General features: G+C 71.2%; 20 protein-coding genes. 12 read left to right on the forward strand and 8 right to left on the reverse strand.

The features are described 5' to 3' along the window. Nucleotides 1-20: 20 nt before the first annotated feature. Genes IE277_RS30480 through IE277_RS30490 form a run of 3 tightly spaced genes read right to left on the reverse strand, consistent with a single transcriptional unit; the run spans nucleotide 21 to nucleotide 3,959 of the window. A complete protein-coding gene (locus IE277_RS30480) occupies nucleotides 21-1,595 on the reverse strand; it encodes a class I adenylate-forming enzyme family protein (protein ID WP_189957014.1) in 1,575 nt (524 codons plus the stop codon). Between the two features lies 1 nt (nucleotide 1,596). Further along, nucleotides 1,597-2,985, reverse strand: coding sequence for a protoporphyrinogen/coproporphyrinogen oxidase (locus tag IE277_RS30485; protein WP_189956933.1), 1,389 nt, complete (start codon nucleotides 2,983-2,985; stop codon nucleotides 1,597-1,599). After that, on the reverse strand, nucleotides 2,982-3,959 hold the full coding sequence (locus IE277_RS30490; protein WP_189956934.1) for a UbiA family prenyltransferase: 978 nt from the start codon (nucleotides 3,957-3,959) through the stop codon (nucleotides 2,982-2,984). The genes IE277_RS30485 and IE277_RS30490 overlap by 4 nt, the downstream gene beginning before the upstream one ends. A 534-nt stretch (nucleotides 3,960-4,493) precedes the next feature. On the opposite strand from IE277_RS30490, the gene IE277_RS30495 reads away from it, so the two are divergent. The 4 genes from IE277_RS30495 (at nucleotide 4,494) to IE277_RS30510 (ending at nucleotide 8,569) form a co-directional block, all read left to right on the forward strand. Beyond that, on the forward strand, nucleotides 4,494-5,030 hold the full coding sequence (locus IE277_RS30495; protein WP_189956935.1) for an EF-hand domain-containing protein: 537 nt from the start codon (nucleotides 4,494-4,496) through the stop codon (nucleotides 5,028-5,030). A 44-nt stretch (nucleotides 5,031-5,074) separates the two neighbouring features. Next, nucleotides 5,075-6,088, forward strand: a complete 1,014-nt coding sequence (locus IE277_RS47755; RefSeq protein WP_229882074.1) for an EF-hand domain-containing protein — start codon at nucleotides 5,075-5,077, stop codon at nucleotides 6,086-6,088. A gap of 133 nt (nucleotides 6,089-6,221) precedes the next feature. Next, entirely contained in the window at nucleotides 6,222-7,433 is a 1,212-nt protein-coding gene (locus IE277_RS30505; RefSeq protein ID WP_229882075.1) for a DegT/DnrJ/EryC1/StrS family aminotransferase, read from the forward strand. Continuing rightward, nucleotides 7,430-8,569 carry a DegT/DnrJ/EryC1/StrS family aminotransferase gene (locus IE277_RS30510; RefSeq protein WP_189956936.1) on the forward strand — a complete coding sequence of 380 codons (1,140 nt, stop codon included), beginning with the start codon at nucleotides 7,430-7,432 and terminating at the stop codon, nucleotides 8,567-8,569. Before IE277_RS30505 ends, IE277_RS30510 begins: the two co-directional genes overlap by 4 nt. Before the next feature lie 26 nt (nucleotides 8,570-8,595). Here the strand turns inward: IE277_RS30510 and IE277_RS30515 are convergent, their stop codons facing one another. Next, nucleotides 8,596-9,834 (reverse strand): nucleotide sugar dehydrogenase, encoded by a 1,239-nt coding sequence (locus tag IE277_RS30515; protein ID WP_229882096.1) that lies wholly within the window; start codon nucleotides 9,832-9,834, stop codon nucleotides 8,596-8,598. Nucleotides 9,835-10,144: 310 nt separating this feature from the next. Here IE277_RS30515 and IE277_RS30520 point away from each other — a divergent pair, with 310 nt between their 5' ends. From IE277_RS30520 to IE277_RS30545, 6 genes are read left to right on the forward strand one after another with little or no spacing between them, the layout of a single operon-like run. After that, a complete protein-coding gene (locus IE277_RS30520) occupies nucleotides 10,145-11,212 on the forward strand; it encodes a Gfo/Idh/MocA family oxidoreductase (protein WP_229882076.1) in 1,068 nt (355 codons plus the stop codon). Further along, nucleotides 11,202-12,119: a sugar phosphate isomerase/epimerase family protein gene (locus IE277_RS30525; protein WP_189956938.1), complete on the forward strand. Its 918-nt coding sequence runs from the start codon at nucleotides 11,202-11,204 to the stop codon at nucleotides 12,117-12,119. The genes IE277_RS30520 and IE277_RS30525 overlap by 11 nt, the downstream gene beginning before the upstream one ends. Beyond that, nucleotides 12,112-13,479 carry a M20/M25/M40 family metallo-hydrolase gene (locus tag IE277_RS30530; RefSeq protein WP_189956939.1) on the forward strand — a complete coding sequence of 456 codons (1,368 nt, stop codon included), beginning with the start codon at nucleotides 12,112-12,114 and terminating at the stop codon, nucleotides 13,477-13,479. The genes IE277_RS30525 and IE277_RS30530 overlap by 8 nt, the downstream gene beginning before the upstream one ends. After that, nucleotides 13,476-14,633: an Ldh family oxidoreductase gene (locus IE277_RS30535; RefSeq protein WP_229882077.1), complete on the forward strand. Its 1,158-nt coding sequence runs from the start codon at nucleotides 13,476-13,478 to the stop codon at nucleotides 14,631-14,633. Before IE277_RS30530 ends, IE277_RS30535 begins: the two co-directional genes overlap by 4 nt. Next, nucleotides 14,630-15,583 (forward strand): Gfo/Idh/MocA family protein, encoded by a 954-nt coding sequence (locus IE277_RS30540; RefSeq protein ID WP_189956941.1) that lies wholly within the window; start codon nucleotides 14,630-14,632, stop codon nucleotides 15,581-15,583. The genes IE277_RS30535 and IE277_RS30540 overlap by 4 nt, the downstream gene beginning before the upstream one ends. After that, nucleotides 15,580-15,990 (forward strand): DUF6917 domain-containing protein, encoded by a 411-nt coding sequence (locus tag IE277_RS30545; protein ID WP_189956942.1) that lies wholly within the window; start codon nucleotides 15,580-15,582, stop codon nucleotides 15,988-15,990. Before IE277_RS30540 ends, IE277_RS30545 begins: the two co-directional genes overlap by 4 nt. A gap of 41 nt (nucleotides 15,991-16,031) precedes the next feature. Here the strand turns inward: IE277_RS30545 and IE277_RS30550 are convergent, their stop codons facing one another. Further along, nucleotides 16,032-16,508, reverse strand: a complete 477-nt coding sequence (locus IE277_RS30550; protein WP_189956943.1) for a (2Fe-2S)-binding protein — start codon at nucleotides 16,506-16,508, stop codon at nucleotides 16,032-16,034. Nucleotides 16,509-16,533: 25 nt separating this feature from the next. Further along, a complete protein-coding gene (locus IE277_RS30555) occupies nucleotides 16,534-18,840 on the reverse strand; it encodes a molybdopterin cofactor-binding domain-containing protein (RefSeq protein WP_189956944.1) in 2,307 nt (768 codons plus the stop codon). A 245-nt stretch (nucleotides 18,841-19,085) separates the two neighbouring features. Here IE277_RS30555 and IE277_RS30560 point away from each other — a divergent pair, with 245 nt between their 5' ends. Next, nucleotides 19,086-19,793 (forward strand): LysR family transcriptional regulator, encoded by a 708-nt coding sequence (locus tag IE277_RS30560; protein ID WP_189956945.1) that lies wholly within the window; start codon nucleotides 19,086-19,088, stop codon nucleotides 19,791-19,793. On the opposite strand, the gene IE277_RS30565 is transcribed toward IE277_RS30560, so the two are convergent. Further along, the gene (locus IE277_RS30565; RefSeq protein ID WP_189956946.1) at nucleotides 19,781-20,752 is read right to left on the reverse strand and encodes a PD40 domain-containing protein; all 972 of its coding nucleotides are present in this window, start codon (nucleotides 20,750-20,752) and stop codon (nucleotides 19,781-19,783) included. The genes IE277_RS30560 and IE277_RS30565 overlap by 13 nt on opposite strands. Before the next feature lie 431 nt (nucleotides 20,753-21,183). Here IE277_RS30565 and IE277_RS30570 point away from each other — a divergent pair, with 431 nt between their 5' ends. Further along, nucleotides 21,184-21,774, forward strand: coding sequence for a snapalysin family zinc-dependent metalloprotease (locus IE277_RS30570; protein WP_189956947.1), 591 nt, complete (start codon nucleotides 21,184-21,186; stop codon nucleotides 21,772-21,774). Between the two features lie 235 nt (nucleotides 21,775-22,009). Here IE277_RS30570 and IE277_RS30575 read toward each other — a convergent pair whose 3' ends face one another. After that, nucleotides 22,010-22,972, reverse strand: a complete 963-nt coding sequence (locus tag IE277_RS30575; protein WP_189956948.1) for an alpha/beta hydrolase family protein — start codon at nucleotides 22,970-22,972, stop codon at nucleotides 22,010-22,012. Nucleotides 22,973-23,071 lie beyond the last annotated feature (99 nt).

Consider the following 23,071-nt stretch of genomic DNA (forward strand, 5'->3'; position numbering starts at 1 on the left):
GTCTCCTTCTCCTTCCCGGATCAGGTCCAGCGACCCGAACCCGCGGTTCCGGTGTCTCCGGTGAGCTGCCGCAGAAGCGCCGTACGGCGCACCTTCCCGGTGTCGGTGCGCGGCACGTCCTCCCACAGGAGGGCGACGGGGTCGGCCATCGGCGGCAGGCCGCGCACCGCCGACCGCCAGTCGGCCTCGTCGATCCGGCCGTCCGCCGTGACCACGACGGGCAGCGGCGCACCGCCGGTGCCGGTGAGGACGACGCACTCCAGGGCCTGGGGGAGCCGCTGCTCCAGCAGGTCCTCGGCCGTCAGGCAGCTCAGCTGCGGGCTGTGGTCGACCTCGCGGTCGAGCAGCTCGACGCTTCCGTCGCGTTTGCGTACGCCGATGTCGCCGGTGTTCCACCAGGTGCCGATCTGCTTGGCGGCCCACCGGGCCTCCTCGCCGAGGTAGTCCAGGGCGCGGGCCCGGGTACGGGCCAGGACCAGCCCGGGACGCCCGCGGGGTACCGGCCGCAGCGTCTCGGGATCGACCACGCGCAGCCGCGTCTTCACCGGGATCGGGCGGCCGAGGTTGCGGGTGCCCGGCCCGCGCAGGCCGTCATCGGTGCCTCGCCGGTGGAAACGGAAGGTCAGCGGCCCGGTCTCGGTCTGCCCCCACCCCTGCATCCACACCGGGCCGCGGTGCCGGCTCGCGGCGAGATACGCCCGGATGGTGGGCGGATGCATGGCGTCGTAGGTGCTGACGAAGAGGCGGACGTTCCGGAACGGGTTGTCCAGCCTCTCGGTCAGCGGCCGGAAGCGGACGTAGGAGGCGGGCAGGGCCTCGACGAGCGTCGGCGGGTGTGCGCGCAGCAACGGGTCGGCGGCGAAGGGGTCCTGGGTGGTGACGACGACGATGTGCGCGGGGGCCAGGCACAACACGCTCGCGGTCCAGCAGAACGTCCGGCCGTGGGCGAAGGAGTTCGCGTTGAGCAGTGTGTCGCGGCGCCGCACCCCGATCCACGGATAGCGGACGCTCTCGAAGCGCGCCAGCTTGCCGATGATGGTGCGCGTCGAGTGCGTCACCAGCTTGGGTACGCCGGTGGTGCCGGAGGTGTGGTTGATGACCAGGGGCTGGTCGTCCGATCGGCGGACGGGGGCGGGCGCGGTGTGCCCGCGGACGTCGTCGGGGCCGAGCGTGCCCGGCACGTCCGCGTCCAGGACGAGCGTGGCGCGCGCCGCCGCGGCCGGGTCGGCGCCCTCGTGCCGGGCGCGCTCCAGCACCGCCGCCGACGTGACGAGGAGGGCCGGGGACAGCCGGGCGAGCAGCGTGGCCAGCGCCTCACCGGACAGGCGCGCGGACAGCTGCGCGGGCACGGCGCCGAGGCGTACGGCGGCGCAGGCCAGCAGGTCGTAGTCCCAGTGGTTCTCCTTGACGATCGCCACCCGGTCGCCGGGTTTGACACCGGCGGCGGCGAGCCGGCCGGCCGTGTCCCGTACCAGCGTGGCGAGTTGGGGCACGGTCCAGTGGGTTCCGCCGTCCGGTGCGATGTCGAAGGGCCGGTCGAGATGGACGGCCGTCGCGGCTCCGTGCTCGGCACATTCGTCGAACAGGAGGCCCATGTCATGCGGTTTCACAGGCGTCACTCCTCGGTGCCGCGACGGCGGGGCGGGGTGTGCGGCTGGCGGGGGAGGGGCGCAGCCGGCTGAGGACACGGGAGGCGGCGAGGGCTCCGGAGCGGACGGCGGCCTCACTGGCCGGGCGCAGCATCACCCAGTCGCCCGCGTACTCGACCGGGCGTGGCGGGCGGGCCATGAAGCGGGGCCGGTGGTGCAGTGCCTCGGGGGTGACTTCGGGCAGACCATGACGGAAGGCGTGCACGAAGTGGCGGCGGCGGGCGGTGTCCAGGCCGGGGATGTAGCGGGTGGCCGCCCGTACGAGCCGGTCGGCGGTTTCCGCGTCCGGCGTGCCGCGCAGTTCGGGGATGCGGCGCGGATCGGCCATGAGCGTCAGCAGGCCCTTGCCGGCGGGCGCACGGCCGGGGTGCTTGGCGTGGTCGACGATGATGCCGGAGAGCACATCGTCCACGGCGTCCGGTGTGAGCAGCGCGTACAGGGGTTTGTGTGACACCGGCGCGAGCGGTCGGTCCAGCAGGCAGCTGACCTTGAGAGTCGGGGTGAACGTGCAGGCGGTGAGAAAGGCCTGTTCGTCCTCGGGTGCCTTGCCGTGCAGCCGCGCCGCGATGGGCGCCGGCACACAAAGGACCGCCGCACGCGCCGTGACCGTGCCGCCGGGCCCGTGCAGCCGTACGCCGTCGCCGTCCTCGACGACCTCGTGCACCGGGGTGCCGAGAGCGACGTCGAGGCCGTCGGCCAGTCGCCGGGCGAGCAGGTCCATGCCGTCGTGGTAGGTCCGCCAGCCGGAGACCGGCCCCACGTCGTTCATCAGGCTGATCAGCGGAGCCGCGGCGGAACGCGCCGTGTCCCAGCCGAAGAAGCAGCCGGCGACGGGCTGGAGCAGGTAGTCGTGGACGTCCCGGTGGTAGCGACGCGCGAACCGCGCGACGGTGGCGGGGCCGGCGGGCGTGCGCTCGGGGTGGTCTCCGTCGAACCCGCGGTGGTGCAGGGCCGTCCAGGCGAGGAAGCGCACGAGGTCGAGACGGGCCCGTGGGGACAGTGCCGCGCCGGAGAGCAGCGCGACCGGGTCGGCCACGCCGGCGTGGGCGCGGCCGGCGCGCCAGACGCCGATGGCCTTGCCGATGCGGGGCACGTGATGGTCCGGCACGCTGAGCCGTGTCAGCAACTCCCAGGTGGCGCGGTAGCCGCGCTCGGAGATCTGCTCCGCGCCCTCGTCGAGCACGTAGCCGTCGTGCCGGAAGGAGTGCATCCGGCCGCCGACGTACGGCTGTTCCTCGAAGACCCGCACCTCCAGGCCGGCCCGCCGCAGCTCGTGCGCGGTGGTCAGACCGGCGACGCCCGCGCCGATGACGGCCACGTCCAGTTCAGGGCTCATGCGGCGGCCCCCGTGCCGGCGATCAGGTTGGCGGCGATCAGCAGGACGAAGCCGACACGGTGCACCCGGAAGCCGATCCTGCGCGCGCGCATGATGTCGCCCGTGCGGAATCCGACGAGGTACTGGCGCAGCCGCAGGGCGGTCACGGGCAGCATCAGCAGCACGAACCACCAGGGGGCGACACCGGTGGCCGAGGCCGCCGCGCCGAGCAGGAACTCGGCGGCGGACAGCGCCCCGATGAAGACGGCGTTGCCCTTGGCCGAGACGCGGGCGGCCACGGTGGGGCGCCCGACGGCGCGGTCCCCGGGGATGTCGTTGGTGTTGGAGTAGACCCCGAACATCAACGGACCGAAGCCGAACAGCACACCCTCGACGAGCAGTAGCCCGGAGAAGTGACCGGCCGTCAGCCCGTAGGCCGCCAGCACCATCGCCGCGCCCAGCCCGCAGAGGAAGGCCTCCTGGAAGCCGTGGTAGCTGAGCTTCACGCCGTACGAGTACTGCAGCGACACCACGAACAGGACGGCGATCAGCACCACCGTCCAGGTGGGCCGGTACGGGGCCGTCTGGACGGCGGCGGCCCACAGCACGGCGCCCACCGCCGCGGTGACCCAGGCGAAGCGGAGTGCCTCGGGCACCGTCAACGCCCCGGCGACCAGTGGCTTGCGGCGCTTGTTGCGCAGCGGGTCGTCCGGGCCGTAGTTGGCCGTGTCGCTGCCGTCGCGGTAGCCGGTGACGTCGTCGAGGGCGACCATCGACATGATCACGAAGACGGAGCCGAACAGGAACAGGGCCGAGGTCAGGAGCACGGCCGAGAGCGGCCGGCCGTCCTGTGGCAGCACCGCGGACAGCGCCACGGCGATGGCCGGGTAGTAGTCGTAGACGTCGAGTTTGCCCAGCCGGGCGTAACTGCGGAGCTTGCTCTCCGCCGCTATGGTGCCGGCCGCGAAGCTCCGGGCCTCGGCGCTGCTCGTCATCGAGTCCGCTCCTTTTCGTGGGGGGTGTGCAGGAAATCCGCCGGAATCATTGGCCAAAGGGAATGAGTAATGTGCGGATCACAGGCCACAGAATTAACTCGGGGTGCGCTTCGTCACGGGGGTGATGAGCGCACGTCGAATTCCGGCCGGAATGCCGACAGGGAACTTTATGGCCCGGGTGAGGCGGCCGGGAACCAGCGCTCGGATTGGTTCGCCCGAACGGGTGATGGCGGCCCTGCGGAATCGCCCCCACGGAAAGACGGTCGACCGGTTTGGGAGTTGAACAATCCTACGAGTAAGGCCACTTGAAGAGCAGAGACGCCCTGCCGGACGTGTGTGCCCCCGGCGTACGTCTGTGCAAACCGCTGCCTTTCCTATTCACTCGTACGGGTTAACTGTCGTCCGCCGAGTTCAGCGCGAGAATGCCCGGGTAATGGTGCGTCCGTAGGATTCGGCAGGCGGCGACGGATAATTTCAGCACCGCTTTTCAGCCGGTTCTGATTTTCCCCCGCCGCGCAGACAAAAAGGAGTGAGATGGCTCTCACCGATGCCCAGCAGGAACGCCTCGACCAGCGCTTCAAGCTGTACGACACGAACGGCGACGGACGTATCGACCGCTCGGATCTGCATGAGGAGGCGCTGCGCATCGTGCAGGCCTTCGGCGAACCCGAGGGCTCGCTCAAGGCACAGCAACTGCTGAACGCCTACCCGATGATGTTCGACCACCTCGTCCGCAAGGGCGGCCACGGTGCTGGGGCGTCCCTGACGAAGGAGCAGTTCAGGGCCATCGCCGAACAGGAGATCCTCCAGCACGGACAGGCCGGCTTCGCCTCGGTGCTGCGCCCCAGCATCCAGGCCATGGTCGCCCTGTGCGACACCGACGGGGACGGCGAGGTCAACCCGGACGAGTTCGACAAGTGGATCAATGCCATCAGCCCCGGCATCGACGCCAAGGCGGCCTTCCAGGCCATCGACACCGACGGCAACGGCCAGTTGACCATCGATGAACTGGTGGCAGCGGTCGGCCGCTATCACGCAGGCGAGACGAACGCCCCCCTCCTCGGGGTTTGACCGGGTCCGGTGACCGCTTGAGCCGGACCTGTCCGGATCCAGCGGTGCGCCTGAGCGGTGCCCGTCTGCTGTGGGCACGCGGCTGTCTGGCGGTCCTGGCGCTCGGCGAAGGTCTGCCGGGCGCCTGGGCGCTGTTCTTGCCGCGCCGCTTCTACGGCTCGTTCCCGCTTCCCGGCCACCCGTGGGCTGCCCTGTTCCCGCCCTACAACGAGCATCTGATGCGCGATTTCGGTGCCGCCGTGCTCGCTCTGGCGGCGGTACTCGCCTGGGCCGCCTGTGACACCCGACCGCGGCTGGTGCGGGCGGCCGTTGTCGGGCTGCTCGTCTTCTCCGTCCCCCATCTCGTCTTTCACAGCGCCCATTTCGATGTCTCGGCCGACGGAGAGGTGCCCGCGCAGGTGCTCTCCCTCGCCCTGCCGATCGTGCTGGCGCTGGCCGTGCTCGCGACGACGGCCGGGGCGACGGGGACGGACCGGCCGGCCCCCCTCACTCCACGCACGACCACCAGAGAAGAAAGAGGACCAAAGATGACCTCCAGTGTCCAGGAACAGCGGCTCCAGCGGCGATTCGAGCTGTGGGACCGTGACGGCAACGGGCAGATCGACCGCGGCGACTGGGAGAAGGAGGCCTACCGCATTCTCGCGTCGTTCGACGTCACACCCGCGGAGCCGAAGGGCGAGGCCCTCCTCGACGCCTACCTCGGCATGTGGGACTTCCTCGCGGAGCAGGCGAAGGTGGGCACGGACGGCTCGCTCACCGAGGAGCAGTTCAAGGAGCTGGCCTTGAACCAGGTGCTGGCCCGGGGCCGGGCGGGCTTCGACGAGGTGGTGGAGCCCACCATCCGCTCCATCCTCAACCTGTGTGACACGGACGGCAACGGGCAGGTCAGCCGCACGGAGTTCCGTTCCTGGATCAACGCCGTCGGCGCCGACCCGTCCACCGCCGACGCGGCGTTCGACGCGATCGACGCCAACGGTGACCAGCAGCTGAGCGTGGACGAGTTGGTGCAGGCCGTGCACAAGTACCACGCGGGCGAGCTGGACGTCGCCCTGCTGTGACGTCGCGCCCCTAGCGCGGCGCTGGTCCCTCTCCCGGCGATGCGTCACTCGCCGCACCGCCGCACCGCCGCACCGCCGCATCGCCGGGCGAGGGCCCCTTCTTCCCGTACCTGCCGTCGATCCCCGAGGACCCATGGACCACGCGACAGCCGGCCGTCCCGCCGGTCCGGCGCCACAGAGGGCTTCGTCCCGCCCGGTGCCGTTCTTCAGCCAGGCCGCCTCGTTCGAGGAAGCCTGGCCCGACATCCGTACGCGCGTCAGCGAGGTGATCGACGACGGCAAGTACTCGCACGGGCAGCAGGTCGGCAGGCTGGAGACGGCACTGGCCGAGTGGACCGGCGCCCGGCACTGCGTGGGTGTCAACAGCGGCACCGACGCCCTCGTGCTGCTGCTGCGGGCCTGCGGGCTCCAGCCGGGTGACGAGGTCGTCGTCCCCGCGTTCAGCTTCATCGCCACGGCCTCGTCCGTCGTGCTGGCCGGGGGCCGCCCGGTCTTCGCCGATATCGATCCGGTGACGTACGCCCTCGACCCGGAGGCCGCGGCGGACGCCGTCACCGAGCGCACCACGATGCTCATGCCCGTGCACCTGTTCTGCCAGATGGCCGACATGGGCGCGCTGGCCCGGGTGGCCGGCCGGCACGGACTGACGCTCGTGGAGGACAGCGCCGAGGCGATCGGCATGCGCTGGGACGGCGTCCACGCGGGCCTCCTGGGCGCGGGCGGCGTACTGTCCTTCTTTCCCACCAAGACGCTCGGAGCCATCGGTGACGCCGGCGCGATCCTCACCGACGATCCGCGGATCGCCGCCACGGCGGCGGCGCTGCGCCACCACGGCCGCACCGGACGCACCCTCGCGCACTTTCCCGGCATCTCGAACGCCACCGAACTCAACGGCGTCAACAGCAAGATGGACGACATCCAGGCCGCCGTCCTCCTCGCGAAACTGCCCCGGCTGGCACACGCCGTGCGCCGCCGGGCCGAACTCGCCGCCGCCTACACCGAACGACTCCGTGACGTCCCCGGCCTGGTGCGCCTGCCGACCGTCGCGGAGCGCGACGTCCCGACCGACGCGGTGTTCTACGTCTACCTGGTGGAGGCCGAGCGACGGGACCGGCTCGTCGCCCATCTCGCCGCCCACGGCGTGGGCACCGAGACGTACTACCCCGTACCGCTCCACCTCCAGCCGTGCTTCAGTGAACTCGGCTTCAAGCAGGGGCAGTTCCCCAACGCCGAGGCGGCGTGCGAGCGTACGGTCGCGCTGCCTCTCCACCCGGACATGACGACGGCCGACATCGACACGGTCTGCGACCTGATCCGCCGCTTCTCCATGGGGAGGGCCGGATGACCCGGCAGGAGACCATCCCGTTCTTCGCGCCCGATCTGTTCGAGGCGGACCGTGAGGTGCTGCTCGACCTCGTACGGGGGATCGGCACGGCCGCGGAGCAGAAGTTCATCCTCGGCGAGCGCACCGCGGCCTTCGAGGAGGCGCTGCGCGCGACGCTGGGTGCGGCCGATGTCGTCGCCTGCTCCAGCGGCACCTCCGCCCTCACCCTGGTCCTGACCGCGATGGGCGTGGGCCCCGGTGACGAGGTCGTGGTCCCCGCCTACGGCTGCGCCCCGCTCGGCAACACCGTGGCCAACCTCGGAGCCGTACCCGTCCTCGCGGACATCGACCCCGTGACGATGGTCGTCGACCCGGCGGAGGTGGAGAGCGCGATCACCGGCCGTACGAAGGCGGTGATGCCCGCGCACATGTTCTCGGTGATGGCCGACATGCCGCGGATGCGGGACATCGCGCGGCGACACGGCGTACGGCTGGTGGAGGACTCCGCGGTCGCGCAGGGCGGGATGCTCGACGGGCGGCCCGCCGGCACCTGGGGCGAGGCGGGCGTCTTCTCCTTCGTCCAGGTCAAGACCTTCGGCACCGCCGGGGAAGGCGGCGCGGTGGTCACCGAGGATCCTGAACTGGCCTGCCTCGTACGGTCGTTGCGCAATCACGGGCAGGAGGGGCAGCGCTTCCGTCACCAGCGGGTGGGCTGCAACAGCAGGTTCGACGAAGTGCAGGCGGCCTTCCTGCTGCACCGGCTGCCGGGTTTCCCCGAGCGACTCGAACGCCGGGCCCGTATCGCCGACTACTACACCGAGCGGTTCACTCCGCTACTGGAGCGGGGTGTGGTGCCCCCGCCCCCGGGGCGCAACGGCCGCTGCTTCTACGTCTACTCGCTGCTCGCCGACGAGCGCGACGCGCTCAAGGAGCACCTGGCGGCGCACGGTGTGGCCAGCCACGTCTACTACCCGCTGCCGCTGCCCCACCAGCCGGCCTTCGCCCGCTTCGCGCCCCGCGGCCGTCGGTGGCCGCACGCCGTGGCGGCGAGCCGGCGGCAGCTGGCCATCCCCGTCAATCCGCACCTGACGGACGCGGAGACCGAGCACATCGCCGACACGGTGTGCGCCTTCGCGGAGGGGCGGCGATCGACGTGAGGCGCCGCCCCTGGCCGCGGGGCCGTTCACAGCACGTGGGCGGCGGTGTGGCGCAGCCGGCCACGGGTGTCGAGCAGCAGCGGAGCCCACTGCGGCAGCCGCTCGACGGGCAGCACGCTGTGGTCCTGGAGCAGGATGGTCAGGTCGGCGTCGGCCGCCGCCTCCCGCAGCCCGCCGGCACACGGCACCGGCGTACCGTCGACCGCCCAGGCATCGGTCAGCGGATCGTGGTAGCTGATGTGCGCACCGGCCTGGCGCAGCAGGCGCGCGAGCGTGGCGGCCGGGGTGGAACGCAGGTCGCGGCTGTCCCGCTTGTACGTCACCCCGACCAGCAGCAGCCGGGCACCGCCGACACTCTTGCCCGCGCCCCGCAACAACTCACCGGCCCTGCGTACGACGTGTGCGGGCATCCCGGCGTTGACCTGCTGCGCCAGTTCGACCAGGTGCAATGGGCTGCCGGCGGCGCGGGCCCAGTGGGCGAGGTAGGTGGGGTCGACGGGGATGCAGTGGCCGCCCACGCCGGGGCCGGGACGGAACTGCTGGTAGCCGAAGGGCTTGCTGCCGGCGCAGTCGATGGCGTCCCAGACGTCCACGCCGAGGGCGCGCCCGGCGACGGCCAGTTCGTTGACGAGGGCGATGTTCACGCTTCGGTAGACGTTCTCCAGCAGCTTCGCCAGTTCCGCCTCGCGCGCCGACCCGGCCTCCACGACCTGGTCGCACAGGCGCCGGAAGAAGCCGGCCGCGGCGGCCGTGCAGCCGTGGGTGCAGCCACCGACGATGCGCGGGGTGTTGCGGATACCGAAGCGTTCGTTGCCCGGGTCGATGCGCTCCGGGGAGAAGGCCAGCGAGAAGTCACGGCCGGCGGTGAGGCCGGACGCTCCCTCCAGCAGGGGGCGCACGACCTCGTCCGTCGTGCCCGGATAGGAGGTGGACTCCAGCACCACGAGCGTGTCCGGTTTCAGATGGGTGCCGACGGCGGAGGCGGCCCTGCGTACGTGCGACAGATCCGGCTCGCCGGCGGTGTCGAGGGGCGTCGGCACGCACACGACCGTGACGGCGGCTTCGGCCAGTGAGCTCGCGTCCGTCGTGGCGTGGAATCCGCGGGCCCGCATCCGGGCCAGGTCGGCGTCCGTCACATCCGGCACATGAGAACGGCCGGATTCCAATGCCGCTGTCACCGCGGAATTCTCGTCGAGGCCGATGACGCGCATTCCCGTCGCACATGCCTCGCGTGCCAGTGGAAGTCCCGTGTACCCCAACCCGATGACGGCGACAGTTTCCACTTCTTCCCTTCCCGTGGGTCAATTCAATCCCCCGTTTCCGCGGCAACTTTAGGCCGGGCATCGCAAGGAAGTGCCAGGTAGGGAGGTATGTCACCCAAACTGATGAAAGCGGTCCGGGTGGCGAGATATCGCCGTCAATATGCTCGACCTGTGTCAATCGCGTTCGATAGATGTCAGTGGGAATCGATATTTCTCCGAAGTGGAGAAATGCCATTGAAAGTGGGCGACGCTCAGGTGTCGATAACGTTGCCCGCATGTTTTTCGGCCTGTACGGCAGGCCGACGAGAAGGGGGTGGCACGCACCGTGCTCCGCACGTTGCTCATCGGACTCGGACGCGCCGGGGCGGGACTTCACCTGCCGGTGCTCACCCGCGCGCGAGCCGCGCACCCGGAACTCTTCGCCGACCGCCCGGTGGTGGGCCTCGACCCGGGGTCCCGGCCGTCGACGGCCACGGACGGACTCGTGATCGCCGACTCCCTGCACCACGCCCGCCGGCACCTCGACCCCGCCGGCACCGTCGTCCATCTGTGCACCCCGCCGCAGGTGCGCGGAGCCCTGCTGGAGGAGGCCGCGAGCCTCGGCTACCGGCGGTTCATCGTGGAGAAACCCCTCGCAGCGGACCGCACGGCGCTGAGCCACGTCCTCGATGCCGTGGACCGGCACGGCCTGCACGTCCACGTCGTCTCCCCCTGGCTGCACAGCGCGCTCACCGAACGGCTCGCCGCCCTCATCGGCGAGGTCGGGGACATCCGCTCGATCACCGTCACCCAGGACAAGCCCCGCTTCCGCCGTTCGCTGACCAGCGGCAGCCACACCAACGCCTTCGAGGTGGAGGTCCCGCACGCGCTGGGCGTCCTGCTCCGGCTCCTCGGGGACGCCGAGGTCCGTACGGCGTCCTGCACCGACCTGCGGTGGGGCGACGAGATCGTACGGCACATGGGCGGCGCCACACTCACCCTCCGCCACCGCGACGGAGTGCGCAGCCGGATCCGCTGCGACCTCACCTCACCGGTGCGCAGACGCCGGATCACCATCGAGACCACGACCGGCGCACGCCTCGTCGGCCACTATCCCGTCGCCCAGGACGACGACGTCGCCCAGCTCGACCTGTGGCGCGGCGGCCGCAGAGTACGGGAACGGCTCCACGACGACGCGCTGCACCGCTGCCTGACCCATGCCTACCGCCGCTTCGCCGGCGGCGCGCCCGGCGCGGCGGCCGAGGCCACCGAGGGACTCCGGCTGCACGCGCGCACCGTCGAACTCCTCGACGACGCCAAGCGCCTCGCCATCGAGGACCCACCCGAGGGCGCCCCCTCGCCCGTCTCCCGCCGACGGGGGGCGGCTCGTCATGCCGGCTGACCCCCGCCCGACCAGCGCCCCGCCCCCCGGCATCCGCTACGCCGGCATCGGGGACGAGGCCGCACCCGGCCTCGCCGACCAGCTCGCCGCCGTACGCGAACTCGGCTGGCACGCCATCGAGTTGCGCAGCGTGGACGGCTGCGCCCTCGCCGACCTGGACCACCGCGCGTTCGGCGCGCTCACCGATCAGCTCGCCGCCGGCGGCACAGACGTCGTCTGCGTCGACTCACGCATCGCCAACTGGAGCCGGCCCGTCACCGGCCCCTTGGAGGACGACGTCGACGAACTCCGGATCCTGGCCCACCGCTGCGCCGTCCTCGGCACCCGCTACGTGCGCGTGATGTCATACCCCAACGACGGGCTGAGCGAGCCGGAGTGGGCCCGGCGCGTCCACCGTCGCATGGCCGTGCTGGCCCAGCGCGCCGAGGACGCCGGCCTGGTCCTGCTGCACGAGAACTGCGCCGGCTGGGCCGGCACGAGCGCCGAGCGGATGCTGGAACTGCTGGACCGCGTCGGCAGTCCGGCGCTGCGGCTGCTCTTCGACATCGGCAACGGCGTGCCGTACGGCTACGACTCCGCGGCCCTGCTCGACGCGGTCATCGACCACGTCGACCACGTGCACGTCAAGGACGCCGTTCCCACACCGACCGGTGAGGCGGCGTACACCCTCCCCGGCCAGGGCCGCTCCCAGGTCCGCGCCTGCCTGACCGCGCTGCTGCGGCGTGGCTGGACCGGAACCTGGTCGATCGAACCGCACACCCACCTGCGCCCCCACGACGGCACCGACACCCGAGAGGACAGCGGCACCGCGGCCTTCGTCGCCTACGGACGCGCGCTGGAACGCCTCGTGGCGCAGGACGTCCTGCCCCACGTCGTGGCCTCCCGGCAGGGAGGGGGACGTGGCTGAGGACGCCCGTCACGCCGGAGCCCGGCTCACCGCCGCCGACCGCGCCCTGCTGCTGCGGCTTCTGAACACCCCCACCGCCGGACCGCTGGAGACCGGCGGCGACACGCGGGCCGTACGGCTGTGGGAGGCCGGCCGACTGTACGCGGCCGCGGCGACGGAGTCCGGCATGACGGTCGTGCGGCACGCCGCGCCACCGGCCCCCGAGCTGCACCGGGACGACGTCCCCGCACTCGTCCAGGAGGCCGCCGCCGATCCCGCCTTCCTGGCCTGCCAGCCCAGCCTCGTGCTGCGCCTCGGACCGCCGGGACTGCCCCGGAGCGACACCGTGATGCTCAACGTCCACCTCGACACCGTCGGTGGCTGGTGGACCCCCTCCTTCGACGGCGTGCGCTTCAGCGGCCGGGGCGCCATCGACGCCAAGGGCCCGGCGGTCGCCGTGCTGGCCGGCATCCGCGCGGCGCGGGCGGCCGAACCGGCGCTGGGCTCCCGCACCGGTGTGCTCGTCCAGGCGGTGGCCGGCGAAGAGGGCGGCGCGATGGGCACCTTCGGCACGCGCTACCTCGTCGAGCAGGGCCTGACCGGTCGGCTCAACCTCTTCTGCGAGCCGACCGGACACCGGTACCTGCCACGCGCCACGGCCGCCATGACCGCCTGCGTGCGGGTGCGGGGCGACGACGCGGTCGACGACCACCCCGAAGCCGGCCACAACGCCACCGTCCTGCTGGGCTTCCTCAGCCACCACCTGGCGACGTACCTGCCCGCGCGGGCCCACGGCGCACGCGTGTGCGTGGCCGGCCTGCACACCGGGGACCGGCACAACAAGGTCTACGGAAGCGGGCGCCTCCTGCTCAACATCGCCTACACCGACCGGGATTCCGGCCGAGCGGCCGAGGCGGCGTTGCGGGAGACGCTGCGCGAAGGGCTGGCCGCCTTCCGAAGGAGCGCACAAGGACACCCGTCCTTGGCCAGGACCGCGCACGACGCGGACGCCGTCACCTCCCTGCACTGGCTCAAACGCGGACTGCCCGCCCTGAACGGACCGGCCGGGGACGCCACGTGGGCCGGACAACTGCTGGAACAGCACTGCGGGCTCGCCCGGTGGCCCGCCCACGAACCCGCCTTCACCTGCGACGCCCTGTGGATGAGCGATGTGCCCGGCACCTACACCGCCGTCCTCGGACCCGGCAGCCTGGACACCAACCGCGCACACGCCGACGGCGAATACGCCACCCTCGCCGAGCTGGACCGATACGCCGGCGAAGTGGCCGATGTCCTGGTCGCGTTCACGCGTGTCGCGTCCGATCCGCGGGGACGACCAGATCCCCGTCCCACCCACGCATGGAAAGGCGCGACGCCATGACACCGCCCCGCTTCGCCTCCTCGTTCCGGTTCCCGTCACCGTCCCCGTCCCCGCGCGAAGGTGACGTCCGTGTCCCCTACAGCGGTCTGCTGGACTTCGTCGCCGGTGTCTTCCGCGCCCGGGGCCTGCCCGCGCACCGGGCCCGGGAGGCCGCCCGTGCGCTGTGCCACGGCGACCTCACCGGCTTCACCACGCACGGCGCCACCAACCTCGCCCGTCTCTATCTCCCCCTTCTGGACAGCGGCCGCTGCGATCCCGTCGCCGAGCCCGAGACGCTCGCCGACAGCGGCGCCGCCGTACTGGTCGACGCGCGGAGCGGGCTGGGTCTGTGGACGGCGACCGAAGCGATGGACCTGGCGGTCGACCGCGCACGTACCCACGGCATCGGCCTGGTCTCCGTACGCGGCGGCACCCACTTCGGCTGCGCCGGATACCACGCCCTGCGCGCCGTCGAGCACGGCATGATCGGCCTGGTCACGGCCAACTGCGGACGCCAGCGCCTCGCCCCGCCCCCCGGCACGGCCGCCCCGATGCTGGGCACCAACCCACTCGCCCTGGCGGCGCCGGCCGGCGAGCACCCGCCGTTCACCCTGGACATGAGCACGACCGTCGTACCCACCGGCCGGATCCGGGCGGCCGCTCGCGCCGGCGATCGCATCCCCGAGGGCTGGCTGGAGGACGGCGACGGGTACCCGGTCACCGACCCCGGAGCGTACGACCGCGGCGAGGCCGGTCTGCGCTGGCTGGGCGGCGACCCGGCGACCGGCGGCTACAAGGGCTACGGACTGGGTCTGCTCGTCGAAGTGCTGTCGGCCCTGCTCCCCGGCGCGGGACTCGGCCCCGGCCACGACACCTCGCCACAGCCCGACGACGACGTCGGTCACCTGGCGCTGGCCGTCGCCCCCGGCCGACTGCGCTCCAGGTCCGACTTCCTCGAGGCGGCCACCGCAATGTTCGGCGCTCTCCTCGACTGCCCGCCGCTGCGGGCCGGCGAACCGGTGACCTACCCCGGCTGGCGGGAGCACCGACGCTCCCGGGAACGCCTCGCGCACGGTGTTCCGCTCACGGCGCCCCTCCGGCGTGAACTGCTCGACGTGGCACGCGAGACGAACGTCCCCTTCCCCGACGCCGACCCGCACGGAGGCCCGGCATGACACAGCTGCGACCACCCCTGCGTGTCGGCATCGTCGGCCTCGGCGTGATCTCCCGCTTCTACCTCGCCGCGCTCGACCGGTCCCCGGACGCGGAACTCGTGGCCGTCTGCGACCGCGACGCCAGTACGTTCGCGGGACTGCCGTCGCGCATCGAGCGCTACGGCGACCACCGTCGACTCCTGGCAACGGCCGACGTGGACGCCGTCATCGTCAACGTCCCCAACGACGCGCACTTCCCGGTCTGCCACGACGCCCTCGCGGCGGGACGCGCGGTGTGCGTGGAGAAGCCGCTGGCGACGTGCCCGCAGGACGCCCTGCGGCTGACCCGGTACGCACACGAGCGCGGCGTGCCCCTGTTCACCTCCTTCCACCGGCGCTACAACGCCCCGGTCCGCGCCCTGCTGGACCGGCTGCCGAAGGACGTACCGGTCACGTCGCTGACCGTCCGGTACAAGGAGATGATCGAGGAGCACACCGGACGCGACCGCTGGTACCTGGACCCCGCCCGCTGCGGCGGCGGCTGCCTCGCCGACAACGGGCCGAACGCCTTCGACCTCCTGCGGCTCTTCCTCGGCGAGGACCTGCGCGTGCACGACGTCGAACTCCGGCGGGACGCGCGAGGCGTCGACCGCGCCGCGCGGATCCGGCTGGCGGCACCCACGGCCGGCGCCCAGGCTCGGGTCGAACTCGACTGGGCGTACCCAGGCGAGTGCAAGACGATCGAGGTCCGGCTGGCCGACGGCCGGACCGACTCGGCCGACATGCTCGCCGGACACCCGGAGTTCAAGGGCTCGCTGTGGCACGAGTACGTCGGCGTGCTCCGCGACTTCGTGCAGCTGACGACGACGGGCACGCTCGCGGAACCCGCACCGGACGGTCTGACCGTCGCCGAACTGGTCGCCACCTGCTACAGGACGGCGCAGCACGATCGAGAGGAGACGCCCGCATGAACCCCGAGGAAGACGGCGCCAAACGCGTCATCCACGGCCGACTGGTCAAGATCCTCACCCATCGCCTCGACACGCGTGGCATGTCCCTGGAGCCCTTCGCCAGCCGGTGTGTCCGCCGTGGTGAGGTCCATGAACTGGTCACCACCGACCACACGGACACGGCGGCCGGGGCCCGCGTCGACCGGGTGGGCTTTCTCGGCTTCGTCGAACTCGCCTGCGCCGGCGTGCTCGACCGCGGCGACACGGTACTCGCCGGGGGCCGGCCCTTCGGCACCGTGCTCGGCTTCGACGCCTGCCACTTCCCCAACCACTACAACATCCTCATCTCCACCCCACGACCGGTGACGGGCCACGACCTCTCCCTCACACCGGAGACGGAGATCCGGTTCGAGAGCGCCTCTCTGTGAGGGCGACGCCCGGCTGCCGGGGGAGGGGTGGGTGCCTGCCCTCACATCTTCTCGGCGCCGGCCTTGATGGCCTGCCGGATGCGGAAGTACGTGCCGCAGCGGCAGACGTTGCGGATCGTGTCGAGGTCGGCGTCCGTGATCTCGCGGCTCTCTTCCGCGACCTTACGGACCAGGGCGACGGCTGCCATGATCTGGCCCGGCTGGCAGTAGCCGCACTGGGCCACGTCCTGGTCGAGCCAGGCCTGCTGCATGGGGTGCAGGTCCGCGCCCACCGTGGCCGGCAGGCCCTCGATCGTGGTGACCTCGTCGCTCGGCTTCAGGTTCTTGACGGGGATGGCACAGGGGTTGACCGCCTTGCCGTTGAGGTGACTGGTACACGCCTTGCAGACGTTGATGCCGCAGCCGTACTTGGGGCCGGTGACGCCCAGCACGTCACGCAGGACCCACAACAGCCGTACGTCATCGGCGACGTCGACGGTGACCTGCTCGCCGTTGAGGCGGAATGTGTGTTCAGGCACGGGAGTTCCTTGCGTCAGGCGTACGTCAGTAGGCGTGGTCCAGGCCGTCGGTCGGCGACTGCGGGACGGGCGGGACGGTCGGTTTGGGTGTGAAGGAGAGCGTGCCGTGGTTGATCGGGAAGCTGGTGGGCATCGTGCCGGTGGCACGGCCGTAGGCACAGGCGACCGCGGCCATCGACGCGGCGACGCCCAGTTCACCGGCGCCACCGGGCTCCCCGGTGGTGGTCGGCATGACGATGATCCGCAGCTCGGGCGGGGAGTTCCACTGCCGGGTGTAGAAGTAGTTGTCCCAGCTGGCCTCCAGGAAGTAGCCCTCGCGCAGGTGCAGGCTGGAGGTCAGGGTCTGGGCGATGCCGTCCATGACGCAGCCCATCATCTGTGCTTCCAGGCCACGGGGGTTGACGGCGAGTCCGACGTCCACGGCGAAGACGGCCTTGGTGACGCGGGGCCCGGCCACGCCGTCGCGGATGGGACGGTTCACGGTCTCGGGCCGGCAGTCGATCTCCACCAGCGCCGCGCTGACGGAGTGGTACTCGGAGTGGAAGGCGATGCCCTGCGCGGTGCCGGCCGGCATCGCCCGGCCCCAGCCACCGGCATCGGCGACCTTGTCCAGCACCGCACGGGAGCGGTCGTCATGCAGGAAGTCGTGCCGGAACCGGTAGGGATCCCTGCCCATCCTGGCCGCGAGCCGGTCGACCATGAGCTCCCGGGCGCAGGTGACGTCGGGGGAGTAGACGTTGCGCATGCTGCCCGTGTTGAAGCCCTTGTCGGTCTCGTTCAGGAGCCGGGTGCTCAGACCGAACTCGTAGGGCGTCGACTGGGAGAGCTGGAAGAACGTCTCGGAGAACCCGATGTCGCCGACCGGCAGTTTCGCCGCCAGCGCGGTGAAGACCTCGCCGAGCCCGTGGCCGAGGTCGGTGGCGACGCTGGTGTGCCGCTGTTTGTAGCCGAGTACGGTGCTGCCGAGGTAGTCGATGCGTACGCGTGAGGTGGCCATGGGGTGGGCTCGCCCCTGACGGCAGTCGTCGGCACGGTGCCACATGAGCTTGACCGGCTTGCCCATCTTCTGGGACGCCTCCGCCGCCTCCAGCGCGGCGTCGAAGAAGAGCTTGCGGCCGAAGGATCCGCCGCCTTCGGTGACGTGGACGGTGACCGACTGCGGAGGAAGCCTCAGCGAGGCGGCGATGGCCTCCTTCGCGACGATCGGCGACTTGAGCGACGCCCAGATCTCCGCGCGGTCCGAACGCACGTCGGCCACCGCGCTGTTGGGCTCCAGCGCGCTGTTGCCACGGAAATGGAACGTGAACTTCTCTTCCACGTACGGCGTGAGCGGCGGAAGCCCCAGGGGCGGCTCGGCCGCCGCCAGGTCCGCCAGCACGGACTCGTCCGACTCGCCTTCGACGGTACCGGGCCGCCAGTCGATGCGCAGGGCACGCACGGCGTCGATGCACTGGCCGAAGGTCTCCGCCCGTACCGCGACCCCGGTGGAGATCACCGCGACGTCGGTGACGCCCGGCAAGGCGCGGACCTCGTCCGCATTGGCCACCGATCCGACCGTGCCGTTGATCGTGGGCGGCCGGCACACCATCGTCGGCCTGGCATCCGGTACGTCGAGGTCCATCGCGAACTTCTTGCGCCCGGTGACCGCTGCCAGCGCGTCGACCCGGCCGCGCGGTGTGCCGATGACAGTGAACTTCTCGCGCGGCTTGAGATCCACCGAGACCTGTTGTGTCGTCATACTCGCGGCCTTCTCGGCGAGTGCGCCGATTCCGATGCTCCGGCCCACGAGATCGGTGACGACACCGGCCTGCAGCGTGAGATCGGTGACCGCCGCGCCGAGTTCGATCGCGGCGGCCCGCAGCAGCCGCCCCCGGGCGACCGCGGCGGCGACCCGGATCGGGTGGTAGGTGGAGACGGTCGTGTTCGACGCGCCGGTGAGCTGGTTGAACAGCAGCTCCGGCCGGGCGTCGGCCAGCGACACGCGTATCCGCTCCAGCGGTACGTCCAGTTCCTCGGCGATCAGCATGGCCGTCGAGGTGGTGATCCCCTGACCGACCTCGGCTCGCGGCAGCGCGAACGACACGGTGCCGTCCGTGTGGACCTCGACCGTGATCAGGCCCGAGGTCGGCAGCGCCGCCGCGGTCATCACGTCGTTGAGATCGAGCAGTTCTGTGGGCTCCGGTGACGGAATACCGGCTTCGGCCGGCGGTGCCGTACCGAGCTCGGCGGCGGCCACGAGGGTCGGCGCCGCCAGCACATAACCGAGGAAGCGTCTCCGCCCGACGACATGCCCACCTGGTTCCGCGGGAGCCGAACGCTCAGCGCCGGTCATATACGCAAACCTCCGCTCCGCGCCGTCGCCCTCTGCCTGGCCGCGCACCTGTGCCACCACCCAACTCAGGGGTTCTATCACGGACTTCCGGCCACACGTCGGCCGGGGCTGACCAAGAGTCAGGGCATCGCGTACCGAGGAGGAGCGATCGCCGTCAGGATGTCGATGTGAACCTCCCGCCCCTCGCGAGACCTGCCGCGTACCGACTGGGGGAACTCGATACCGTACGGGTATCGTCACCGGTCATGGAGCTGCGCACGCTGCGCTATTTCGTCGCGGTCGCCGAGGAACTCCACTTCGGCCGGGCCGCCGCCCGGCTGCACATGAGCCAGCCTCCGCTGAGCCGGGCGATCAAACAGCTGGAGACCGACCTCGGTGCCCTTCTGCTGCGGCGCTCCGCCGCAGGAGTCACGCTCACCCCCGCCGGGGCGACGTTGCTGAACGAGGCGCGCACATTGCTCGACCAGGCCGACCAGGTCCGTGTGCGCGTGGCCGCGGCCGCCGGCGCCGCGGTCCTCACCGTCGGCATGCTGGGCGACAGCACGGACCGGGGTGCCACCCGGCCGGCCGCCGTGTACCGCCGCCAGCCCCCGGGCATCGAGGTCCGCATCCGCGAGACCGACCTGACCGATCCGACCTGCGGGCTGCGTGCCGGACTGGTCGACATCGCCCTGACCCGCGCGCCGTTCGACGAGACCGGGCTGACGGTGCACGATCTGCGTGCCGACCCGGTGGGCGCGGTGCTGCGCGGTGTCCAGGAGTGCGTGCAGGCCGTGCTCTGGAACGGCACGGTCGGGATGGCCCCGCTCGGGCACGACCTGCCCGGGGAACTGGCCGTGGTCCCGCTGACCGACATGGCGCCGAGCCGCGTGGTGGCGGCATGGAACGAGGGCGACACGAACCCGTTGATCCGGTCGTTCGTGCAGATCGCGACGGCCGCCTACCGCCACTGAGGTGAGAGCCAGACGGGGTCGGCGACCTGATAGGCAGGGTTGCCTGGGAGGATCGTCCGTGGCGTGCCAGGACGGGCGAGGGTCAGGCCCGCGATGCTCCGCAGCAGATCACCTCCGGGGTCGCCGCTGGGCGTGATCGACATGAAGGCCAGCTGTGTGCCGTCAGGGGAGTATGTGGGTTCGAAGTAGCCGGTGCTGGTGTTGGGACTGGTGGCCAGGGTGCGCCAGGTCGAGCCGCCGGCGGCCACCTCGTACAGCCCCTTGCCGTCGGCGAAGACCAGGTGCCTGCCGTCCGGGGACCAGCGGAGCCAGCCGTACTGCGGGTCGTTCGGCAGTCCCGGCTTCCTGACGGCCAGCGGCGCGGCGGGCTTGTGGCCCTTCTTCAGCCAGATCACGCCGCCGATGGTGAAGGCCAGGGTGCGGCCGTCGGGGGAGAAGCGGGGAACGCCGTCGGGGGCTGTGCCGACGCCGAGGTCGAGCGGCGCGAGGCCGGTCCCGTCGGTATGGATGGTCCAGTAGCGCGTCTGGGAGGGACCGTGCGGGAACGTCCCGAAGAGGATCCGTTTCCCGTCCGGGGAGATCGCGGGGTTGCCCACGACGGACTGGCGGCTGCCGAAGTCGGACGGCATCCGCCAGACCACACGTTGTCCCGTGCCATCGCGGTTCATCATGCTGACGGTGTCGCTGCCGCGGCCCGCGAAATAGCCGCAGACCGTGCTGTAGGCCAGCGTCTTCCCGTCCTGCGAGGCCGCGAGATTGCAGCCCCTGACCCGGTTCGGGCCGCCGATGTCGGAGGTGGCGCCGGTGACGGAATCGGTGGTCTGGAGGTAGCTGACCTCCGCGCCGTAGTCCGTGGCGATCCGGCCGTTCCTGATGTGGTGTGATGCGGTGGCGGCCATGGCCGCCGTGGTGCCCAGTCCGCAGCTGACCGCGAGTCCCCATGCGAGGGCGACGGGCATGGCCAAACGCAAGCGAATCATGCCCCCCCTGAAACACGGCGAGTTGAACACCGCAGGCTCCGATCGGGCCACCCCCTGCGGCCCGTCACCCTTGGAGCCGAGCGTCAGGTTAAAGGGCCGCATGCGTCACGAACACCCGTCGCGCACAACCAGCAGAACCACGTCACGCGGAACGTGCTGAACGAGGGTTGCCGCCACTCACCTTGCACCAGGAGTCCGCCCGGCGGAGCTGTCGCCGGTACGTACGTCCGAATCCAGGCCTACAGCCCGGAAAACAGCCGGCCCGGCGCGGCGATCCGCTGCCAACGCTGCGCAGTTTGAGTCAACTTGACGGCCACTGAGCCCTGATTGCAGGGAGGGAGGTTGTTGTGTTCGCGATGAACTCGTTTACTGCGGATACCACCTGAGACTCAAGGAGGCGCACCAGTCTCATGATCAAGCAACTAGCCGCCCTGACGGCACTTGTCCCGGCCATGCTGGGCACTACGGTCGGCGTCGCTTCGGCGCACTCCGCGCCGCACGCGACGCAGGCTGTGGTCACCCTTACCTACGACGCCAGCAATGCCGGTCAATGGGCGGGCCCGATCAAGCAGGCCGTGCAGAACTGGAACGACGCGGTGCACAACGTGCGCCTGGAGCCGGCGAGCAGCCCCGGCTCGGCCGACTACGTCTACGAGGCCACCAGCGGCTGGCCGCAGACCACGTTGGGGCCGATCTTCCCCGGCGGCAACGGCGACGTGCAGCTCGGCCAGCAAGCGGTGGACGAGGGCTACGACATGACCCGGATCACGGCGCACGAGACCGGGCACATCCTCGGACTGCCCGACCACTACAGCGGTCCGTGCTCGGAGATCATGTCCGGCCACGGCCCCGGCACGTCCTGCACGAACGCCAAGCCGAACGCGGCGGAGGCGGCGCAGGTCGACAAGAACTACGCCGCCGGCACGGCGGCGGTACGCCCGCATCACCACCAGGTGGTGGTCGACATCTGGTCCGGCCGGGTTCTCACCGGCTCGCGCTGACCGGCCGGCGGCACGCCTGCCGCAGGGACCCGGCTGCGGCAGAGCGCCGGCTGGTCGACCAGCGCCGTGGTACCGGCTGTCAGCAAGGCCGGCGGCGAAGCGGAGCGCGACCGCGCGCCCGAATGGCGGGGGTTCGGCCATCGAGACATGGTGCGGCGGTTGCCACCCGAGCAGTTCCTGGGTGCGGACGCTGGAAGCCTGTACTGGTCCGCTGCGGGGACGGTGCCTGTTCGGCTTACTTGGTGTCGATGCGTCCGAGCGGGTGGGGACTCGTCGTCAGTGCCTCACGCGCTGTCTGCCAGGCGGAGTCTCCGGGGTGGAGCTGGGTACGGAGGTAGGCCGCGGTGAGCTGTCCCAGCGCGGCAACCCGCTCGGGGCTCTCGTCGGTGGTCTCGGCGACGTCGTAACCGGCGATCCCGCCGAGTCCGTGCCCCGCGTCGAACAGGGTGAGCAGGGTCTTCGGGGCCGGGGCGAGGGTGTAGGGGTCGGCATGCCAGTCCGGGCCCATGTCCGTGAAGTGCCGGGAGTCGTCCTTGTCGCCGGCGACGACCAGCGCGGGTGTGGTCATCGTGGAGAAGTCCGTGGTCTTGGCGAACGGCACGTTCTCTGCCATGGGCCCGTTCAGGACATCGCCGCCCCTGCCGGGTGCGGCCAGCAGCACACCCGCCTTGATCCGGGGCTCGATGAGGTTCACTTCCTGCCCGTCGTCGGGGTCGGTGAGCCGGGCGCCCAACAGGAGGCCGGCGGTGTGGCTGCCCATCGAGTGCCCGGCCACGCCGACCTTGCCATGGTGCATGCGCCCGGCGAGCTGCGGCACGGCCGCCTCGATCACGTCGAGCCGGTCGAGGATGTGCTTCATGTCCTCGGCGCGCGAGCGCCAGAACAGGGAAGCTGCGGGGCTACCGGTGTGCAGGTGACTCAGTGTCCTGGAGCTGAGGTGGGTGGGCTGGATGACGACGAACCCGTGTGCCGCCCAGTAGTTGGCAAGTGGCGCATAGCCGTTCAGCGAGGACAGGTTGTTCGAGGGGCCCTGACCGTGGGAGAGGAGGATGACCGGCAGGTCGGAGCCGGTCGCGGGCGCGGACACGCGCGCCTGAAGGTCCACAGGACGTCCGGGCACGGACAGCACCACCGGGCTGTACGAGAGGACGGGAGCGGGCGAGCCGAAAGCGTCGGTGATGGAGGTCGATTCACTCATGACGGGGTGTCCCTTCAACGGCCTCTGCCGCCGATACCGATCGGAAGGCGGAAGGCGGAAGGCGGCAGGGGAGGCGGGCAGGAGCGCGAAGGCTTCAGC

It is taken from the genome of Streptomyces alanosinicus (genome assembly GCF_014650595.1).
In the GTDB taxonomy this organism is placed as follows: domain Bacteria; phylum Actinomycetota; class Actinomycetes; order Streptomycetales; family Streptomycetaceae; genus Streptomyces; species Streptomyces alanosinicus.

Excerpts from the sequence above, each read along its gene's own strand:
- IE277_RS30480 (WP_189957014.1), bottom strand. The coding sequence starts at position 1,595 with ATGGGCCTCCTGTTCGACGAATGTGCCGAGCACGGAGCCGCGACGGCC.
- IE277_RS30485 (WP_189956933.1), bottom strand. The coding sequence starts at position 2,985 with ATGAGCCCTGAACTGGACGTGGCCGTCATCGGCGCGGGCGTCGCCGGT.
- IE277_RS30490 (WP_189956934.1), bottom strand. The coding sequence starts at position 3,959 with ATGACGAGCAGCGCCGAGGCCCGGAGCTTCGCGGCCGGCACCATAGCG.
- IE277_RS30495 (WP_189956935.1), top strand. The coding sequence starts at position 4,494 with ATGGCTCTCACCGATGCCCAGCAGGAACGCCTCGACCAGCGCTTCAAG.
- IE277_RS30505 (WP_229882075.1), top strand. The coding sequence starts at position 6,222 with ATGGACCACGCGACAGCCGGCCGTCCCGCCGGTCCGGCGCCACAGAGG.
- IE277_RS30510 (WP_189956936.1), top strand. The coding sequence starts at position 7,430 with ATGACCCGGCAGGAGACCATCCCGTTCTTCGCGCCCGATCTGTTCGAG.
- IE277_RS30525 (WP_189956938.1), top strand. The coding sequence starts at position 11,202 with ATGCCGGCTGACCCCCGCCCGACCAGCGCCCCGCCCCCCGGCATCCGC.
- IE277_RS30535 (WP_229882077.1), top strand. The coding sequence starts at position 13,476 with ATGACACCGCCCCGCTTCGCCTCCTCGTTCCGGTTCCCGTCACCGTCC.
- IE277_RS30540 (WP_189956941.1), top strand. The coding sequence starts at position 14,630 with ATGACACAGCTGCGACCACCCCTGCGTGTCGGCATCGTCGGCCTCGGC.
- IE277_RS30545 (WP_189956942.1), top strand. The coding sequence starts at position 15,580 with ATGAACCCCGAGGAAGACGGCGCCAAACGCGTCATCCACGGCCGACTG.
- IE277_RS30555 (WP_189956944.1), bottom strand. The coding sequence starts at position 18,840 with ATGACCGGCGCTGAGCGTTCGGCTCCCGCGGAACCAGGTGGGCATGTC.
- IE277_RS30560 (WP_189956945.1), top strand. The coding sequence starts at position 19,086 with ATGGAGCTGCGCACGCTGCGCTATTTCGTCGCGGTCGCCGAGGAACTC.
- IE277_RS30565 (WP_189956946.1), bottom strand. The coding sequence starts at position 20,752 with ATGCCCGTCGCCCTCGCATGGGGACTCGCGGTCAGCTGCGGACTGGGC.
- IE277_RS30570 (WP_189956947.1), top strand. The coding sequence starts at position 21,184 with ATGATCAAGCAACTAGCCGCCCTGACGGCACTTGTCCCGGCCATGCTG.
- IE277_RS30575 (WP_189956948.1), bottom strand. The coding sequence starts at position 22,972 with ATGAGTGAATCGACCTCCATCACCGACGCTTTCGGCTCGCCCGCTCCC.